This window comes from Georgenia alba (genome assembly GCF_042665525.1).
Lineage (GTDB): Bacteria > Actinomycetota > Actinomycetes > Actinomycetales > Actinomycetaceae > Allobogoriella > Allobogoriella alba.
Genome location: NZ_JBHTCQ010000001.1, coordinates 2,100,699 through 2,117,239, shown reverse-complemented (window position 1 = coordinate 2,117,239; position 16,541 = coordinate 2,100,699). Strand labels below are relative to the sequence as shown.

Here is a 16,541-nt window from a genome sequence, read left to right as displayed (position 1 = left end):
GTCAGTTGCCCCTTCCGGTCGTGCCGAACTGCAGCGAGAAGCGCACGTCGCCCTCGACCATGTCGCGCATGTCGGCGATGCCGTGGCGCAGCATGAGGGTGCGCTCGATCCCCATGCCGAAGGCGAAGCCGGAGTACACCTCGGGGTCGATGCCCGCGGCGACCAGCACGGCCGGGTTGACCATCCCGCAGCCGCCCCACTCGATCCAGCCGGGTCCGCCCTTCTTCTGCGGGAACCACAGGTCCATCTCGGCGCTGGGCTCGGTGAACGGGAAGTAGCTCGGACGCAGCCGGGTGCGCGCCTCGGGCCCGAACATGGCCTTGGCGAAGTGGTCCAGGGTGCCCTTCAGGTGCGCCATGGTCAGGCCCTTGTCGACCGCGAGGCCCTCGACCTGGTGGAAGACGGGCGTGTGGGTGGCGTCCAGCGCGTCGGTGCGGAAGACCTTGCCCGGGCAGGCGATGTACAGCGGCACGCCGCGCTCGAGCATGGCGCGAGACTGCACCGGGGAGGTATGGGTGCGCAGCACGAGGTTCGGGTCCCCGCCGGCGGAGGCCGGCGGCGCGACGTAGAACGTGTCCTGCATCTGCCGCGCCGGGTGGTCCGGCGTGAAGTTCAGGGCGTCGAAGTTGAACCACTCGTGCTCGACCTCGGGCCCCTCGGCGATCTCCCAGCCGAGCGCCACGAAGACGTCCGCGATGTCCTCGGCGAGCGCCTCGAGGGGATGGCGGGCACCGCGTGGCGCACGGTCGGTCGGGACGGTGACGTCGACGGCCTCGGTGCGCAGCACCTGCTCGTCACGCTCCGCCTCGAGCTCGGTCTGCCGGGCGGCGATCGCCTTGCTGAGGCGGCCGCGAGCCTGGCCGACGAGCTTGCCGGCGGCGGACTTGTCCTGCTTGTCGAGGCCACCGATGGCACGGTTGGCGAGCGCCAGCGGGCTGCGGTCGCCGGTGTGGGCGAGCCGTGCGGCCTTGAGCTCCTCGAGGGTGCCGGCGGCGGCCACGGCGGCGAGGCCGGCCTCCACGGCGTCCTGCACGCCTGCCTCGTCCAACGGGTGCAGGGTCTGCGGGGCGGGTGTCTCGGGCGAGGTCATGCCTACCTTCCGGGCGGGTCGTGCGGCGGCGCCTGACGCGCGGCGCCACCAGCGGGCCAATCTAGCTGGTGTGCCCGCCCGGGCATGCAGTCGTCTCGAGGCTCTCAGGCAGAACCGGACCCGCGGCCCTGGGCGGGCCCGGTAAATCGTCCGGCGAGGCGCTGCAACACGGTTCCACTGTAGCGAAGACGGCCGTCCCGGTTCGAGGGTTATCGCCCGCGCCCGAGGGGATCAGACCGCCGTGTAGCCGCCGTCGACGAGCCAGTAGGCGCCGGTGACGAACGAGGCCTCGTCCGAGAGCAGGAAGCGCACGACGGGTGCCACCTCGTCCGGCATGCCGAGCCGGCCGAGCATGTGCTTCGCCCGGAGGGCCTCCCGGGCCTCCTCCGGCAGGGAGGTCTCCACCAGCGGCGTGCGGATGTACCCGGGGCCGACGGCGTTGATCCGCAGGCCCTGCGCGCCGTACTCGGCGGCCGCGTTCTTGGTGAGGCCGACCACGCCGTGCTTGGCCGCGGTGTATGCGCCGTTGCCTATCGCGGCCACGGTGCCGTGGATCGACGCCATGTTGACGATCGCGCACCGGTCGGCGCCCTGCTCGAGCATGACGGGGATCTGGTGGCGCATGCCGTACAGCACGCCGTTGAGGTTGATGTCGATGACGCGGTTCCAGTCGGCCACGTCCACCTCGCCGGCCGGGGCCTGCCGACCGCCGATGCCGGCGTTGTTGACGGCGTAGTGCAGGCCGCCGTAGGTCTCGCGCGCGAACCGGACCACGTTCTCGGAGTCCTCGGGCAGCGCGGTGTCCTGCCGGACGGCCGCCGCGTCCGCGCCGCTCGCGGTGATCTCCTCGACGACGCGCTGCGCCGCCTCGAGGTCGATGTCACTGACGACGATCTTGGCGCCGTGCGCGGCCAGGTCCTTGCTGATCGCCTCGCCGAGGCCGGAGCCACCGCCGGTGACCAGCGCGACCCTGTCTGCGAACGTCATTGCCTGTCCCCCCGTCCTCGGAGCCTGCTGCTGCCACGGTCACGGTAACGGCCGGGCGCGCCCGTCGCCTCCGAGCGGGATCTCGGCGAGGGTCGTGTGCCGCGCCGAGCCGCCCTTGCCGGCGCCGAGCTCCGAGCGGACCAGCAGCAGCTCACCGGCGCTCCAGACGGGACCGGCGTAGACCGCAAGGGCGCGCGAACGGCGGCGCAGCTCACCGTCGCCCCGGCGAGGGTCCCGCGAGCGCGCCAGGGTGACGTGCGCGCGGTGCCGGCCACGGCGCTCCAGCTGCGGGACGAACCGCTCGCCGACGTCCTCGCACGCCGCCATGAGGTCGGTCAGCAGGGTGGCCGGTGCGCTGTGGCCGCGGGGCTCCTCGTGCTGCACGCCGACCCACAGGGTCCGGCCCGAGAAGACGCCGGCACCGTGCAGCCGTAACGACGGCGGGGCGAACCGGGCCGCGGTCGCCGTGAGGTCCGCGGTGAGGTCGTCGACGGCGCCGTCGGCGACCTCACCGTAGAACGCGAGCGTGATGTGCCGTTGCTCGGCCGGCAGCCAGCGCAGGGCGGGTCGGCCTGCACCGGGGGCCGGTGCGGGGTCCAGGGTGGTGACCGCCTGGACGGCGAGGTCGAGGTGCCCGGCAACCTGGTCCGGCAGCGGGAGGCAGACGAAGAGCCGCACCGGACCAGGATGCCGGACGGGGCCCTCATCCGGCGGCCGCGGCGGCCTCCGAGACCTCGGTGACGTACTCCTCCAGACCCCAGGTGATCGACAGCGCGGTCGGCGGGGACATCGCGGCGACGAGCTCGTCGCCGACGATGTTGGCCACGGCGCCGCGTTCGACGGCGGGGATGGCCTGGGCGTAGGACTGGTCGAGGAAGGTCTCGACCTCCTCCTCGGAACTCGCGTAGTTCACCACGACGTCCGCCTCGAGCTCGCTGGTGAGGTCGTAGGCGAGCTCGTACACGTAGGTGTCGGAGCCGGACGCCAGCTCGTCCACCGCGGGGGCGGAGGTCAGGCCGAGGTCGAGCAGGAAGTCCACCCGGGAGTCCTGCGGGCGGTAGACGTAGAAGACGCCGCCGACGTCCCAGATCGCGGCGACAGTCTTGCCCTCCAGCTCGGGGTGGGCGGCGGCCGCCTCCTGGATCTGGCCGTCGAGGTCGGAGACGAGGGTCTCGGCCTCGTCCGCGAGGCCGAGCGACCGGCCGGTGATCTCGATGACGTCGCGCCAGGGCGTGGTCCACGCCTGCTCCGGGTAGGCGACCGTCGGGGCGATCTCGCTGAGGAGCTCGTACTGCTCCTGGGTGACCCCCGAGTACGGGGCGAGGATCACGTCGGGGTCGAGCTCGTCGATCTCCTCGTACGGGGGCTCCTCGACCGCGGAGGGCAGCATGGTGGGCTCGGCATCGGCCTCCTGCAGAGCCTCCTCGACCCACGGCAGCTGACCGGCGTCGTTCGAGGCATACGTCTGCGCCTCGATCCCGACCGGCACGACCCCGAGCGCGAGGGCGGCCTCGGTGCTGCCCCAGCCGAGGGTGACGACGTCCTGGGGCTGCTCCGTGATCTCCGTCGAACCGAACGCGTGCTCGATCGTGACGGGAGAGAAGTCGCCCCTGCCGCCGCTCCCGCCGTCGCCGGGGTCGGGTGAGCCGTTCTCCCCGCCGCCTTGGGAGCAGGCGCTGACGGCGAGAAGGGTGGCGGCGGCCGCGGCGGCGGCCGTGCGTCGGATGCGGTTCACACAAGTCTCCCGGAGGTCGGTGGGACGGTTGCTGACGGTGGGTCGGTCTGGGTCAGGAGGGCGGCGGCGGAGCGGGGGCGGCCGACGGGGACGACCATCGGCGAGCCGGTCACGGGGTCCGGGACCACGCGGGCCGCCAGCCCGAACGCCCGCTGCACGAGATCCTCGGTGATCGCCTCGGACGGGTCGCCCGTGGCGAGGACCTGCCCGTCCGCCATCACGACGAGATGGTCGGCGTAGCGGGAGGCGAGGTTGAGGTCGTGCAGCACCATGACCACGGTCGTGCCGCGGCTGCGGTTCTGCTCGTGGAGCAGCTCGAGGACGTCGATCTGGTGGGCGACGTCGAGGTAGGTGGTGGGCTCGTCGAGCAGCAGCACGTCGGGGTCCTGGGCGAGGGCCATCGCGATCCACACCCGTTGCCGCTGGCCGCCGGAGAGCTCCTCCACGCGCCGCTGCGCGAGGTCGAGCGTCTCGGTGGCCTCGAGCGCCGCCCGCACGACGGCGTCGTCGGTCGAGGTCCAGCGGCGGAACCAGCCCTGGTGCGGGTAGCGCCCGCGGCCCACCAGGTCGGCGACGGTGATGCCCTCCGGCGCCGTCGCCTGCTGCGGCAGGATGCCGATGACCTGGGCGACCTCCTTCGCCGCCCGGGAGTGCACGGCCTCCCCGTCGAGGAGCACGACGCCGGAGCGCGGCCGCATCAGCCGCGACAGGGCCCGGAGCAGGGTCGACTTGCCGCACCCGTTCGGTCCGACGACGGCGGTCACCCGGCCGTCGGGCACCTGCAGATCCAGGTCCTTCACGACGAGGTCACCGTCGTACGCCAGCGAGATCCGCTCGGCCCGCAGGTCGTGCCCGGCGCTGCGACGCTCATCCGTCATGTGCTCACGCTCCCTTCCCCTGGCGGTTCCCGGTGGCCAGCAGCCACAGCAGGTAGGGCGCCCCGACGGCGCCGGTGACGATCCCGACCGGGGCGTTGATCGGTAGCAGGTGCTCGCCGACGAGCTCCGCGCCGAGCACGACGGCGGCCCCCACGAGCGCGCTGGGCACCAGTGCGAGGCCGGCGCGTGGCGCCAGCCTGCGGGCGATGGGGGCCGAGACGAACGCGACGAAGGCGACCGGGCCGGCGAACGCGGTGCCCGCGGCGGCCAGCGCGACGGCGAGTGCCAGCGCGGACAGTCTGGTCACCTCGGTGCGCAGGCCGAGGCCGCCGGCGACGTCGTCGCCGAGCTGCATGATCCGCAGCCGGCCGGTGAGCACTGCGACGAGCGGGACGAGCACGGCCAGCATGAGGAGGAGGATGGTGACGTCGGCCCAGGACGGGGTGCCGAGGCTGCCGACCATCCACACCAGCGCGTCACGGGCGTCGCCGACGTCCGCGCGCGAGAGCAGGTACGCCAGCCCGGCCTGGACGAGGAAGGCGATGCCGACGCCGACGAGGACGAAGCGGTAGCCGCTGACGCCCGCCCGCCACGCCAGGACGTAGATCGCGCCGGCGGCGGCGAAGGCGCCGAGGAGGGCCGCGCCGGAGACGGCCGTGCCGGACAGGCCCAGGACGAGGATGCCGGTCGCGGCGGCGAGGGAGCCGCCGCCGCTGACACCGAGGATGTCCGGGCTGGCGAGGGGGTTGCGCAGCACGGTCTGGAAGATCGCGCCGGCCAGGCCGAAGGCCACGCCCACCGCGGCGCCGAGGACCAGGCGCGGCAGGCGCAGGCGGAAGACGGTGAAGTCCTCCTCGCCGCTGCCGCCCAGCGTCCGCAGCACCTCGCCGGCGGTGAGGTCGCCGATGGTCAGGCCGATCCACACCAGGGCGAGCACGGTCGCGGCGAGCAGGGCGACGAGCCCGCGGGACCGCGACGGGCGCAGCGACGCCGGCCGGGCCGGCGCGGCGGACGTGGACGGGGCGAGGGTCGCGGCCATCACAGGCCCGCCAGCTTCACGCGCCGGACGATGGCGACGAGGACCGGTGCCCCCACGACGGCGACGACGATGCCGGCCTCCAGCTCGCCCGGGCGCACCACGAGTCGCCCGATGACGTCTGCCGCCACGATCAGGACCGGGCCGAGCAGCAGCGAGAACGGCAGGATCAGGCGGTAGTCGAGCCCGAGGAGAGCCCGGGCCAGGTGAGGTACGACGAGGCCGACGAACACGATGGGGCCGGCGAGGGCGGTCGCGCCGCCCGCCAGCAGCACGACCGCGGTGCCGGTGGCGGCACGGGCCAGGGGCAGGTTCTGACCGAGTCCGCGAGCGACGTCGTCGCCCATCGCGAGGAGGTTGAGCGTCCGCCCGGTGAGGAGCGCGAGCACGACGCCGAGCACCAGGAACGGGGCGAGGTCGACCAGTGGGTCGGTGCCCCGCCCGGCGAGGGAGCCGACCGCCCACCGGCGGTAGGCGTCCAGCGTGGTCCGGTCGGTCAGCAGCATGAGGGTGATGAACGACGTGGCGCCGGCGGTGACGGCCGTGCCTGCCAGGGCGAGCTTGACCGGTGTCGCGCCCTCCCGGCCGAGCGCGCCGACGCCGTAGACGAGGGCGGCGGCCAACGCGGCGCCCGCGAGCGCGAACCAGATGTAGCGCAGCGGGCTGGTGATGCCGAGGACGGTGATCGCGCCGGTGACGGCGATCGCGGCGCCGGCGTTGACCCCGAGGAGGCCTGGGTCCGCCAGCGGGTTGCGCGTGATGCCCTGCATGACGGCGCCGGCCAGGCCCAGCGCGGCACCGACGGCCAGGGCGACGAGCGTGCGGGGCAGACGCTGGTCCCAGAGGATGTCGTGCTCCACGTCGCCGGCCTGCCGGTCGGTCAGCGCCGTGAAGAGCTCACCGATCGCGAGGTCGCGGTTGCCCAGCACCAGGGAGGCGAGGGACAGACCGGCGAGCACGGCGAGGCAGGCGAGCAGCAGCAGCCAGACCCGGTGCGGTCGGACGCTGGTGCTCGCGGCGGGCCGTGCCGCCGCCGGTGCGTGCTGGACGGCGGTCATCGGTGGTGGCTACGCGCCCTCGGCGCGGCCGGTGCGCCAGTAGCCCATGAACGCCACGCGCCGCCGGCAGACGCCCACGTCGGAGACCAGGATGCGCCGCAGCGTCCGGATGGTGCCCGCCTCGCCGGCGAACCAGGCGTAGAAGTCGCTGCCGCAGCGCTCACCGCCGCGACCGCAGTGGTCGTGCGGGAGGACCCGGACCACCGGGGAGTCCCAGAGCAGCTCGGTGTCGATGTCGACGTCCTCGAGGTCCTGCACCCCGACGGCGAGCGCGCCGCCGAGCGTGGCGCTGTTCGCGCCGATCCAGTCCCGGACCGCCGGGACGAGGAGGTCACCGTGGGGCTGCTCCCCGCGGGCGAGCCACGTGATCGAGGCGTGGTCAGGCAGGTCGACGTCGAGGAAGTCGGCGGCCTCGGGAACCTCGAGGAAGGCGCGGGCGCGCCGGCCGGCGGGCAGCGTCTCGAGGATGGAGCAGATGGCGGGTGCGGCGGTCTCGTCGCCGGCGAGCAGCAGCTCGGTCGCGGTCCCGGGCGCCCAGTCGATGCCGAGCGCACACTCCTTGGACCGGATGTCGGGGCCGACGAGGACCACCGCGTCGCCCGGCGCGACCTGGCCGATCCACCGGGAGGCGGGCCCGGAGTCGCCGTGCCGCACCATGTCGACGTCGACCTCGCCGAGCTCCGGCCGGACATACCGGACCGTGTAGGTGCGGATCGGCGAGCGGTCCTCCTCGGGCAGCTCGCGCCAGCGGTGGTACCAGGTGCCGGCCAGGATGGTCTGCTCGTCGTCGGCCCCGATCTCGCAGAGCCGTCCGTCCGTCTCCCGGGGGAAGACGAGCTTGATGCGCTGGTCGAGCCGATCGGTGCCGAACCAGCGCAGGTCCTCGCCACGGAAGGTGACCCGCACGAAGCTGGGGCTGAGCTCCTGCACCGTGGCGACGCGGACCGGGAAGGGCCGGTAGGCGGGCCGGTCGTCCTTGGCGACGGGGCCGGCGTCGGCCGTGCGACGGGCCTGTGAGGTCAGCATTACCTCACCATATAACGTGATATCCGCATGACGTAAATATCGGCCGCGGATCTCGCCCTGTGGTCGCCCGGCGCGCGTCGGTCAGGGTGCGAGCCGGAAGATCGGGAAGACGCGCCCCTCGGCTCTCTTCTCGTACTCCGCGAAGCCGGGTGAGAACGCCTTGAAGCGCTCCCAGACCGCGTCGCGCGCGGGGCCGTCGAGCTCGGTCACACCGACGCGGTGGGTCTCCACGGGGTCCCCGGGCACCTCGATGTCCACCTGCTCCGCACGCCGGAGCCCGAAGATCCATCCGGGGTGCCTGGGCGAGCCTCCCGCCGTGCCGGCGACGTGCCGGGCGCCGTCGTGCTGCACGGACGCGAGCGGCACGACCCGCTCACCGCCGTTCTTCCTCGGCACGTGCACGAGCACGAGCGACTTGCCGAACCTGATGGGCTCGTTGACCTCACCACCGTTGGCGCGGAACGTCTCGACGATCTGCTGGTTGAAGTCCATGTCGGTGCAAGCCGCGGGGCGGGGGCGGCATTCCCGGCGTCCGGTGGCCGGAACCCCGGCTAGCGCTCCCGCCAACGCACGAGAACGTCCGCGCGGTCCCGGGCGGCGGCGACCACCTCGGCGTTGCGCTGGTCCGAACGTGACTCCCACTCGGCCGCGGCGGCGGGGCTGCGGCCGTGCGCGACGTGCCGGGCGACGAGGCGGGCGCGCCGCCCGGCGTCGTCGGTCTCGAGGTACCAGGTCTCGTCGAGCAGGTCGGCGAGGCGGTCCCAGGGCTCGTCGGGGAGCAGCAGGTAGTTGCCCTCGGTGAGGACCACGGGCACGTCCGCGGCCACGGGGACGGCGCCGGCGACCGGTTCCTCGAGGTGCCGGTCGAAGGCGGGGGCGTACACGACCCCGGCGCCGGGCCGTTGCACCCGGATGCGGCGCACCAGCGAGACGTACCCGTCGGCGTCGAACGTGTCGGGGGCCCCCTTGCGGTCGGCCCGGCCCAGCCGCACGAGCTCGGCCTGGGCGAGGTGGTAGCCGTCCATGCCGACGACGGCGCTCGCCGCACCGGCCGCCGCGAGCGCGGTCGCGAGGACCTCGGTGAGCGTCGACTTCCCGGCTCCGGGTGGGCCCGCGACGCCGATCATGACGCGTCCGGCGCGTCCCGGCAGGGCGTCGGCCGAGCGGGCCAGCAGAGCCAGGACCCGTTCGACGAGAGGCGTGACGTCCTCCGGGCCGGCGACCACGTGCTCCGGGCCGGCGCCGGCGCGGGAGCGGCTCACCGCCGCTGCGCCCGGGCGGAGGCGTACAGGCAGACCGCGGCGGCGACGGCGAGGTTCAGCGACTCGGCGCGGCCGTGGATGGGCACTCGGACGACGGCGTCGCACATCGCGGTCTCCTCCTCGGACAGCCCACGGGCCTCGTGGCCGAAGACCCAGGATGTCGGACCTGCCAGGTCGAGGGCCAGCACCGTGCGGTCCAGCAGGTCGTCCAGGTCCCACCCCCCCGCACCGTCGGCCGCGAGGACGCTCGCGCCGGTGCCGCGCAGGGCGGCGACAGTCTCCGCCAGGCCGACGCCGGTGATGACCGGAAGGTGGAACAGGGACCCGGCGGTGGCGCGGACGACCTTGGGACTCCTCACCTCGACACTCCCGGCGCACAGCACGACCGCGTCCGCGCCGGCGGCGTCGGCGGCGCGGATGACCGTGCCGGCGTTGCCGGGGTCCGTCACCTGCGCCAGGACCGCGACGAGCCGGGGGCCCTGACCGTCCCGGAGTGCCGGCAGGTCCGCCAGCCCGGGCTCCGCCGTCGGGCGGTCGAGGACGGCGAGGAGGCCCTGGGCATCCGTGCTCATGGCGCCCATGACCGCCTCGGAGGTCTCGTGGACGTACCGCACCGCGCCGCGGGCGTCGGCGAGGAGCTCGGGGTGGCGCGCCGCGGCGTCGGCCGTGTGGTAGACGTCCCGTACCTGCTGCGGGACGTGCCGGAGCGCCTCACGGACGGCCTGCGGCCCCTCCACCAGGTACTGGCCGTGCTTCTCACGCGCCGAACGCCCGGACAGCCGCGCGACGCGACGTACCCGCTCGGCGCGGGGATTCGTCAGCATGCGCGGGTGTCCGGGCGTTCGGGCGGCGCGACCTCGCTCAGGCGGCCGGGGCGTTCACGTCCGTCGGGAGGGCCTTCTTGGCGGTCTCGACCAGCGCGTTGAACGCGGCGGTGTCGTTGACGGCCAGCTCGGCGAGCATGCGACGGTCGACCTCGACACCCGCGGCCTTCAGGCCCTGGATGAAGCGGTTGTAGGTCAGGCCCTCGGCGCGGACCGCGGCGTTGATGCGCTGGATCCAGAGCCGGCGGAAGTCACCCTTGCGGGCGCGACGGTCCCGGTAGGCGTAGGTGAACGAGTGCGTCACCTGCTCCTTGGCCTTGCGGTACAGCCGCGAGCGCTGGCCGCGGTATCCGGCGGCGCGCTCGAGGGTCGTGCGGCGCTTCTTGTGGGCGTTGACCGCCCGCTTGACGCGTGCCACGTGAGTCTCCTTCTACGTCGGGGGCGGCGTTACTTGCCGAGAAGCTTCTTGACCTGGCGCACGTCGGCCCGCGCCACGTCCTGGTCCTGGGCGAGCCGGCGCGTGCGACGGCTCGACTTGTGCTCGAGGTAGTGCCGCGCGTTGGTCTGCTCGCGGCGCAGCTTGCCGCTGCCGGTGAGCTTGAACCGCTTCTTCGCACCGGAGTGCGTCTTGTTCTTCGGCATGTTCGTCCCTTGTCCCGGTACGCCGTCCGACGCACCTGTGTCCTACCCGGGTCGCTGTCCCGGGACGTCTTCGTCTGCGGGGCCGGTCACCCGGCCCTCCGCGCAGACCCTCGGCTCAGGCCGGGGCCTGGTCCCGCTCGTGCTTCTCGGCCCGCCTGGCTGCGCGCTCCTCGTCACGACGACGGCGCTGCTCGCTGCGTGCCTCCGCCTTCTTCCGGTGGGGGGCGATCACCATGGTCATGTTGCGGCCGTCCAGCCGGGGCGCCGACTCCACAGAGCCGAGCTCCGAGACGTCCTCCGCGAGGCGCTGCAGCAGCCGCATGCCCATCTCGGGGCGGGACTGCTCGCGACCGCGGAACATGATCATGACCTTGACCTTGTCGCCGCCCGTGAGGAAGCGCTCGACGTGACCCTTCTTGGTCTCGTAGTCGTGCGCGTCGATCTTGAGGCGGAAACGGATCTCCTTGAGCACCGTGTTTGCCTGGTTGCGCCGGGCGTCACGGGCCTTCATCGCGGACTCGTACTTGAACTTGCCGTAGTCCATGAGCTTGGCGACCGGTGGGCGCGCGTCCGGCGCGACCTCCACCAGGTCGAGGTCCGCCTCCTGCGCAAGGCGCAGGGCGTCCTCCACCCGGACCACGCCGACCTGCTCGCCGCTCGGGCCGACCAGCCTGACCTCCGGCACGCGGATCCGCTCGTTGATGCGGGGTTCGCTGATGCTGTGCTCCTCTACGTCGTCTGCCGTCGACCACCGCCCGACGAAGAAGGCCTCCGTCGTGCGGACGCACGCGGAGGCCTCGAGTGACGGACGGACGACAGCGCCGGGCGCCGCACCCGCCAGGACGGAATCCGAAGACCCCGTCCGACGTCGAACCCGGCCTCTTCGGCGCAGGTACCGCGTCCGAGACCCAGGTGGGAGGAAACTCCGCTTGCGTCCCAGGGCCTGAGCCCTGGTCGGTCGATCCACCAGGCTAGCACCTCCGGGCCGCGACGTCTGCGGAACCCCCAGGTGGTCCCGGCCACACGCCTCATGACTCGGGCAGGGACTCCTCGAGCTCGGCGATCCAGGCACGGGCGGTGCCGTCGGACGGGGCACGCCACTCCCCGCGCGGGGACAGGGCGCCGCCGGCCATGACCTTCGGCCCGTTGGGAAGCGCCGAGCGCTTGAACTGGCTGAAGCCGAAGAACCGCTGCAGGAAGACCAGCATCCAGCGGCGGATCTCCCGCGGCTCGTAGCCGTAGCGGGACTCCTCGGGGAAGCCGGGCGGCCACGTGCCGGCGTCCGGGTCGGCCCAGGCGTGGCGAGCCAGGAAGGCGATCTTGCTCGGCCGGAAGCCGTGACGCAGGACGTAGAACAGCGTGAAGTCGTGCAGCGAGTACGGGCCGATCGTGTCCTCGGTGCTCTGGACCTCCTCGTCCTCGCCCGCCGGGACCAGCTCGGGGGTGATCCTGGTGTCCAGCACCGACTGCAGGACGGACGCGGCGTGCTCGTCGACCTCGCCGGAGGAGATGACCCACCGGACCAGGTGCTGGATGAGGGTCTTGGGCACGCCGGTGTTGACGGCGTAGTGGGACATCTGGTCACCGACGCCGTAGGTGCACCAGCCGAGCGCCATCTCCGACAGGTCGCCGGTGCCCACGACGATGCCGCCGCGGTCGTTGGCGAGCCGGAAGAGATAGTCGGTGCGCAGGCCGGCCTGCACGTTCTCGAAGGTGACGTCGTAGACCGGCTCGCCGCCGGCGAACGGGTGACCGATGCGTTCGAGCAGCTCGCGCGCGGCCGGGCGGATGTCGATCTCCTCGAACGTCACGCCGAGGGCCTTGCCGAGGGCGTGGGCGTTGGCCCTGGTGTGCTCCGACGTCGCGAAGCCGGGGAGGGTGAAGCCGAGGATGTCGCCGCGGGGCCGGTCGAGCCGGTCCATCGCGCGGGCGGCGACGAGCAGCGCGTGGGTGGAGTCCAGGCCGCCGCTGACGCCGATGACGAGCTTGGGCTTCCCGATCGCGGCCATGCGCTGGGTGAGGGCGCTGACCTGGATGTTGAACGCCTCGTAGCAGTCCTGCGCCAGCCGGTCGGCGTCGTCCGGGACGAACGGGAAGCGGTCGACGTGGCGCCGCAGGCCGACGTCGGTGCGCGGGGCGTCGAGGTGGAAGCCGACCGTGCGGAAGGTGCCGATCCGGGCGGCGTGGGTGCGTCGGTTGTCGTCGAAGGTGCCCATACGCAGCCGCTCCTGGCGCAGCAGGTCGACGTCGACGTCGGCCACGGAGCGGCGCGCGCCGTCGGGGAAGCGCTCGGTCTCGGCGAGCAGGACGCCGTTCTCGTAGACCATCGTCTGGCCGTCCCAGGAGAGGTCGTTGCTCGACTCCCCCGTCCCGGCCGCGGAGTACAGGTAGGCGGCGAGGCAGCGGGAGGACGCCGAGCGGCACAGCAGGTGCCGGTCTTCGGCACGTCCGATGGTGATCGGGCTGCCCGAGAGGTTCGCGAGGACCGTCGCGCCGGCGAGGGACGCCTCCGCGCTGGGCGGTACCGGCACCCACATGTCCTCGCAGACCTCGACGTGGAGGACGAGGCCGGGGACGTCCTCGGCGGCGAAGAGCAGGTCGGGGCCGAACGGCACGCTGCGGCCGGCCACGGTGATCGTCTCCCCGCGCTGGTCGTCGCCCGGCGCGAAGTGCCGGCGCTCGTAGAACTCGCGGTAGGTGGGCAGGAGAGACTTGGGCGCGACACCGAGGATCTCGCCGCGATGGATGACGACGGCGGTGTTGTAGAGGCGGTTCCGGTGGCGCAGCGGGGCGCCGACCACGAGTACCGGCAACAGGTCCGCGGATGCGGCGGTGATCTCCGCGAGCGCGGCGTCGACGCCGTCGAGCACGGGGTCCTGGAGGAAGAGGTCGTCAATGCTGTAGCCGGTGAGGCACAGCTCGGGGAAGATCGCGACGGCGACGGCCTCGTCGTGGCAGGCGCGCGCCTCGGTCAGGACGGCCCGGACGTTGGCGGCGGGGTCCGCCACGGCGACCGGGACGGTGCACGCGGCGACGCGGACGAAGCCGTGGTCGTAGGCGGACAGGATGTTTCGCCCGGTCTCGGCGCTGGTCATGGGTCCGAGTCTGTCAGGTCGCCTCGACCCGTGTCGGGGCCAGCTCGAGGGAGTCGACCCGCTCGCGCAGCACGGGGTGCTCGCCGAGGGCGCGGGAGGCTCGGGCCATCGCGTCGTGGAGGGTGTCGGCATCGAGACCGGCGCGGACCGCGAGGCGTACCCGCAGCTCGGCGCGCTCACCAGGCTCGAGGCGGACACCGACCAGCTCGGTGATGCCGCGCAGGGCCTCGACGGCGAGGTCCGGCAGCTCCGGATCCGCCCAGGACGGCGTCCACGGCTGCTGCCGTGCGACGGCCCAGACCGCCGGTCGCGGGACCAGGACGGTGACGTCGTTGCCGGGGTCGAGCACCAGCAGCGAGTCGGCGTCCTGCACGGCCGAGAGGGCCGCGCGTACGCCCTCGACCGGTACGGGCCGTGCGGCGGCGTCCCAGGTGGCGAGGGTCTGGACGCACGAGAAGACGGGTACGGCGGCGCGCCCGTCGGGGGTCCGGACGGACACGAGCGAGGCGGAGGCCATGGCGTCGCCGGACCGGTCGCCGGTGCGGAATTTCTCGGCCGCGTGCGCCCGGACGTGGCCGTCGGGGTCGGTGCCGGGGTGCTCGTGGGCCACGACCGGGACGATGACGCGCGTCGAACGCAGCGCGTCGACGACGGCCACCACCTGCTCCGGCCACGGCTTCGCCAGCGCTTCGGCCATCTCGGGCCGGACCGCGCCGTCGTCGCCCGCGAACGGGTGCGACGTGAGGTTCCGACCGGCCCATGGCCGGCCGGCGGAGTCGGTCCCGGTCACCGGCCGGCGACCTCGAGCGCCTCGGGGAGGGTGAAGGCACCCGCGTACAGGGCCTTGCCGATGATGGCTCCCTCGACGCCGGCGGGCGTGAGCTCGCGCAGCGCCTCGACGTCGTGCAGGTTGGCGACGCCGCCGGAGGCGACGACGGGGGCATCGGTGCGTTCACACACCTGGCGCAGGAGGTCGACGTTGGGCCCGCGGAGCGTGCCGTCCTTGGTGACGTCGGTGACGACGTAGCGGGCGCAACCGTCGCCGTCGAGCCGGGCCAGCACCTCCCAGAGGTCGCCGCCCTCGCGAGTCCAGCCGCGGGCGGCGAGCGTGGTGCCGCGCACGTCCAGGCCGACGGCGATGCGCTCGCCGTGGCGGCCGATCGCCCGCGCGGTCCAGGCGGGGTCCTCCAGCGCGGCGGTGCCGAGGTTGACGCGGGTGGCGCCGGACTCGAGTGCCCGCTCGAGGGAGGCGTCGTCGCGGATGCCGCCGGAGAGCTCGACGGAGGCACCGAGGGTGCCGAGCTCGCCGACCATCCGGGCGAGGAGCTCGTGGTTCGAGCCGCGCCCGAACGCGGCGTCGAGGTCGACCAGGTGGATCCACCGGGCCCCCTGCTCGACCCAGGCGGCGGCGGCTTCGGCCGGGTCGCCGTAGGCGGTCTCGGAGCCGGCCGCGCCCTGGAACAGGCGGACGGCCTGCCCGTCGACGACGTCCACGGCTGGGAGGAGCTGGAGCGGCGGGTTCACGCGGGGCCTTTCGTGTGTCTCGGACCGTGAGCTAGAGCGCGGTGACCCAGTTGCGCAGCAGCTGCGCCCCCGCGTCACCGGACTTCTCGGGGTGGAACTGGGTGGCGGCGAGGACGCCGTTCTCGACGGCGGCGACGAAGGGGCTGCCGTGCTCGGCCCAGGTCACCAGGGGCGGCGTGAGGGCCGGGTCTCCGGCCATCGCGGCGGCGGGGTCGGAGCGCACCGCGTAGGAGTGGACGAAGTAGAACCGCTCGTCCTCGATGCCGTCGAAGAGGACCGTGCCGGCCGGCGGCTCGACCGTGGACCAGCCCATGTGGGGCACGACGGGCGCGTCGAGCCGGACCACGTCGCCGGGCCACTGGTCGAGGCCGGGGACCGGGGCGTCGGCGTTGTTCTCGATGCCGGCCGTGAACATCACCTGCAGACCCACGCAGATGCCCAGCACCGGCCGGCCTCCGGCGAGCCGGCGCTCGACGAGCATGTCGCCCCGGACGGACCGCAGTCCGGACATGACGGCGGCGAAGGCGCCGACGCCGGGGACGACCAGCCCGTCGGCGGCCAGGACGGCGTCCGGGTCCGCGGTGAGCTCGACGTTCGCACCGACGCGTTCGAGGGCGCGGACGGCGCTGCGGACGTTCCCGGAGCCGTAGTCGAGGACGACGACGTTCGTGGTGCTCATGACTTCCTCCGGCGCAGGCCGCGGCCGAAGAGCCGGGCGGCCTTCCATCGCGGGAGCGTGCCGGACCGCTGATGGCCCTTGACCTGCTCGGGACGGGTGCGGCCGAGGATGAGCTCCTCGACCACCTCGTCCGCCGAGGCGAGGATGAGACCGGCGGGGACGTCCTCCTCCGGCTGCCCGCCGGCGTACCGGCGGGCGCTGAGGTGGCCGGACAGCCCGGTCTCGATGCCGACGTCGGTGGCGAGGTCGCCGACCACGAGGACGACGCCGGCGCGGGTGAGCCGAGACAGGTTCGCGGCGAGCTCCTCGGCGGCGGGCGGGAAGCCGCCGTCCTCGCCACCGACGAGCTCGGAGATGTCCCACTCGTCGCTGTCCGGCTTCTTCTCCGGCACGATCTCCAGGGCGGCGACGGCGCCGGAGGACGAGGGCACGACGTCGACGTCGATCCCGGCGATCGCGCAGAGCCCGGCGAGGGCAGGGGCCGACGCGACCGGGGTGAGGACCAGCGCGAGGCGCCCGACGGGGGCGGTCACGTCATCGGCGCCAGCGGGGTCCTGCCGTGCGGAGGGCGGCACCTCTCCGGGGACCGGCTCCGGCACCTCGGGCGCACCGTCGAGGGCGTGCAGCATCCGCTCGACGTCCTCCTCCGTCAGGGGCGCGTCCTCGGGTCGATCCCGTGCGTCGTCGGGGGTGCTCACCGTGCCG

The 16,541-nt window shown here is 73.6% G+C and carries 19 protein-coding genes; all 19 read right to left on the bottom strand.

The genetic code is table 11. The features are described from left to right. Window position 1: 1 nt before the first annotated feature. The 19 genes from pheS to ACFQQL_RS09725 all read right to left on the bottom strand — a co-directional run bounded on the left by pheS (window position 2) and on the right by ACFQQL_RS09725 (window position 16,534). Window positions 2-1,090 (bottom strand): phenylalanine--tRNA ligase subunit alpha, encoded by a 1,089-nt coding sequence (gene pheS / locus ACFQQL_RS09815; protein WP_382393704.1) that lies wholly within the window; start codon window positions 1,088-1,090, stop codon window positions 2-4. 231 nt (window positions 1,091-1,321) lie between these two features. Then, window positions 1,322-2,077, bottom strand: a complete 756-nt coding sequence (locus tag ACFQQL_RS09810; protein WP_382393702.1) for an SDR family NAD(P)-dependent oxidoreductase — start codon at window positions 2,075-2,077, stop codon at window positions 1,322-1,324. 39 nt (window positions 2,078-2,116) lie between these two features. Continuing rightward, window positions 2,117-2,755: an RNA 2',3'-cyclic phosphodiesterase gene (gene thpR / locus ACFQQL_RS09805; RefSeq protein WP_382393700.1), complete on the bottom strand. Its 639-nt coding sequence runs from the start codon at window positions 2,753-2,755 to the stop codon at window positions 2,117-2,119. 25 nt (window positions 2,756-2,780) lie between these two features. After that, window positions 2,781-3,812 (bottom strand): ABC transporter substrate-binding protein, encoded by a 1,032-nt coding sequence (locus tag ACFQQL_RS09800; protein ID WP_382393698.1) that lies wholly within the window; start codon window positions 3,810-3,812, stop codon window positions 2,781-2,783. Then, complete coding sequence (locus ACFQQL_RS09795) at window positions 3,809-4,690, bottom strand: ABC transporter ATP-binding protein (protein ID WP_382393696.1); 882 nt, start codon at window positions 4,688-4,690, stop codon at window positions 3,809-3,811. Before ACFQQL_RS09795 ends, ACFQQL_RS09800 begins: the two co-directional genes overlap by 4 nt. A 4-nt stretch (window positions 4,691-4,694) precedes the next feature. Then, the gene (locus tag ACFQQL_RS09790) at window positions 4,695-5,729 is read right to left on the bottom strand and encodes a FecCD family ABC transporter permease (RefSeq protein WP_382393694.1); all 1,035 of its coding nucleotides are present in this window, start codon (window positions 5,727-5,729) and stop codon (window positions 4,695-4,697) included. Next, entirely contained in the window at window positions 5,729-6,784 is a 1,056-nt protein-coding gene (locus tag ACFQQL_RS09785) for a FecCD family ABC transporter permease (RefSeq protein WP_382393692.1), read from the bottom strand. Before ACFQQL_RS09785 ends, ACFQQL_RS09790 begins: the two co-directional genes overlap by 1 nt. Window positions 6,785-6,793: 9 nt before the next feature. Continuing rightward, window positions 6,794-7,810 carry a siderophore-interacting protein gene (locus tag ACFQQL_RS09780; protein WP_382393690.1) on the bottom strand — a complete coding sequence of 339 codons (1,017 nt, stop codon included), beginning with the start codon at window positions 7,808-7,810 and terminating at the stop codon, window positions 6,794-6,796. An 81-nt stretch (window positions 7,811-7,891) separates the two neighbouring features. Next, window positions 7,892-8,302, bottom strand: coding sequence for a nitroreductase/quinone reductase family protein (locus tag ACFQQL_RS09775; protein WP_382393688.1), 411 nt, complete (start codon window positions 8,300-8,302; stop codon window positions 7,892-7,894). Window positions 8,303-8,361: 59 nt separating this feature from the next. Continuing rightward, a complete protein-coding gene (locus ACFQQL_RS09770; protein ID WP_465254038.1) occupies window positions 8,362-8,937 on the bottom strand; it encodes a nucleoside/nucleotide kinase family protein in 576 nt (191 codons plus the stop codon). 131 nt (window positions 8,938-9,068) lie between these two features. Next, window positions 9,069-9,896: a TrmH family RNA methyltransferase gene (locus ACFQQL_RS09765; protein WP_382393684.1), complete on the bottom strand. Its 828-nt coding sequence runs from the start codon at window positions 9,894-9,896 to the stop codon at window positions 9,069-9,071. A gap of 37 nt (window positions 9,897-9,933) precedes the next feature. Next, window positions 9,934-10,314, bottom strand: a complete 381-nt coding sequence (rplT, locus tag ACFQQL_RS09760; RefSeq protein WP_382393682.1) for a 50S ribosomal protein L20 — start codon at window positions 10,312-10,314, stop codon at window positions 9,934-9,936. 29 nt (window positions 10,315-10,343) lie between these two features. Further along, window positions 10,344-10,538: a 50S ribosomal protein L35 gene (rpmI, locus tag ACFQQL_RS09755; RefSeq protein ID WP_382393680.1), complete on the bottom strand. Its 195-nt coding sequence runs from the start codon at window positions 10,536-10,538 to the stop codon at window positions 10,344-10,346. 115 nt (window positions 10,539-10,653) lie between these two features. Continuing rightward, the gene (infC, locus tag ACFQQL_RS09750; RefSeq protein ID WP_465254037.1) at window positions 10,654-11,256 is read right to left on the bottom strand and encodes a translation initiation factor IF-3; all 603 of its coding nucleotides are present in this window, start codon (window positions 11,254-11,256) and stop codon (window positions 10,654-10,656) included. Window positions 11,257-11,566: 310 nt separating this feature from the next. Further along, on the bottom strand, window positions 11,567-13,633 hold the full coding sequence (locus ACFQQL_RS09745; protein WP_382393676.1) for an NAD(+) synthase: 2,067 nt from the start codon (window positions 13,631-13,633) through the stop codon (window positions 11,567-11,569). Window positions 13,634-13,646: 13 nt separating this feature from the next. After that, complete coding sequence (locus ACFQQL_RS09740) at window positions 13,647-14,423, bottom strand: SseB family protein (protein ID WP_382393674.1); 777 nt, start codon at window positions 14,421-14,423, stop codon at window positions 13,647-13,649. Continuing rightward, window positions 14,420-15,157: a bifunctional 1-(5-phosphoribosyl)-5-((5-phosphoribosylamino)methylideneamino)imidazole-4-carboxamide isomerase/phosphoribosylanthranilate isomerase PriA gene (priA, locus tag ACFQQL_RS09735; protein ID WP_382393672.1), complete on the bottom strand. Its 738-nt coding sequence runs from the start codon at window positions 15,155-15,157 to the stop codon at window positions 14,420-14,422. The genes ACFQQL_RS09740 and priA overlap by 4 nt, the downstream gene beginning before the upstream one ends. A 31-nt stretch (window positions 15,158-15,188) precedes the next feature. After that, a complete protein-coding gene (gene hisH, locus ACFQQL_RS09730; RefSeq protein ID WP_382393670.1) occupies window positions 15,189-15,836 on the bottom strand; it encodes an imidazole glycerol phosphate synthase subunit HisH in 648 nt (215 codons plus the stop codon). Beyond that, window positions 15,833-16,534, bottom strand: a complete 702-nt coding sequence (locus ACFQQL_RS09725) for a hypothetical protein (RefSeq protein ID WP_382393668.1) — start codon at window positions 16,532-16,534, stop codon at window positions 15,833-15,835. The genes hisH and ACFQQL_RS09725 overlap by 4 nt, the downstream gene beginning before the upstream one ends. Window positions 16,535-16,541 lie beyond the last annotated feature (7 nt).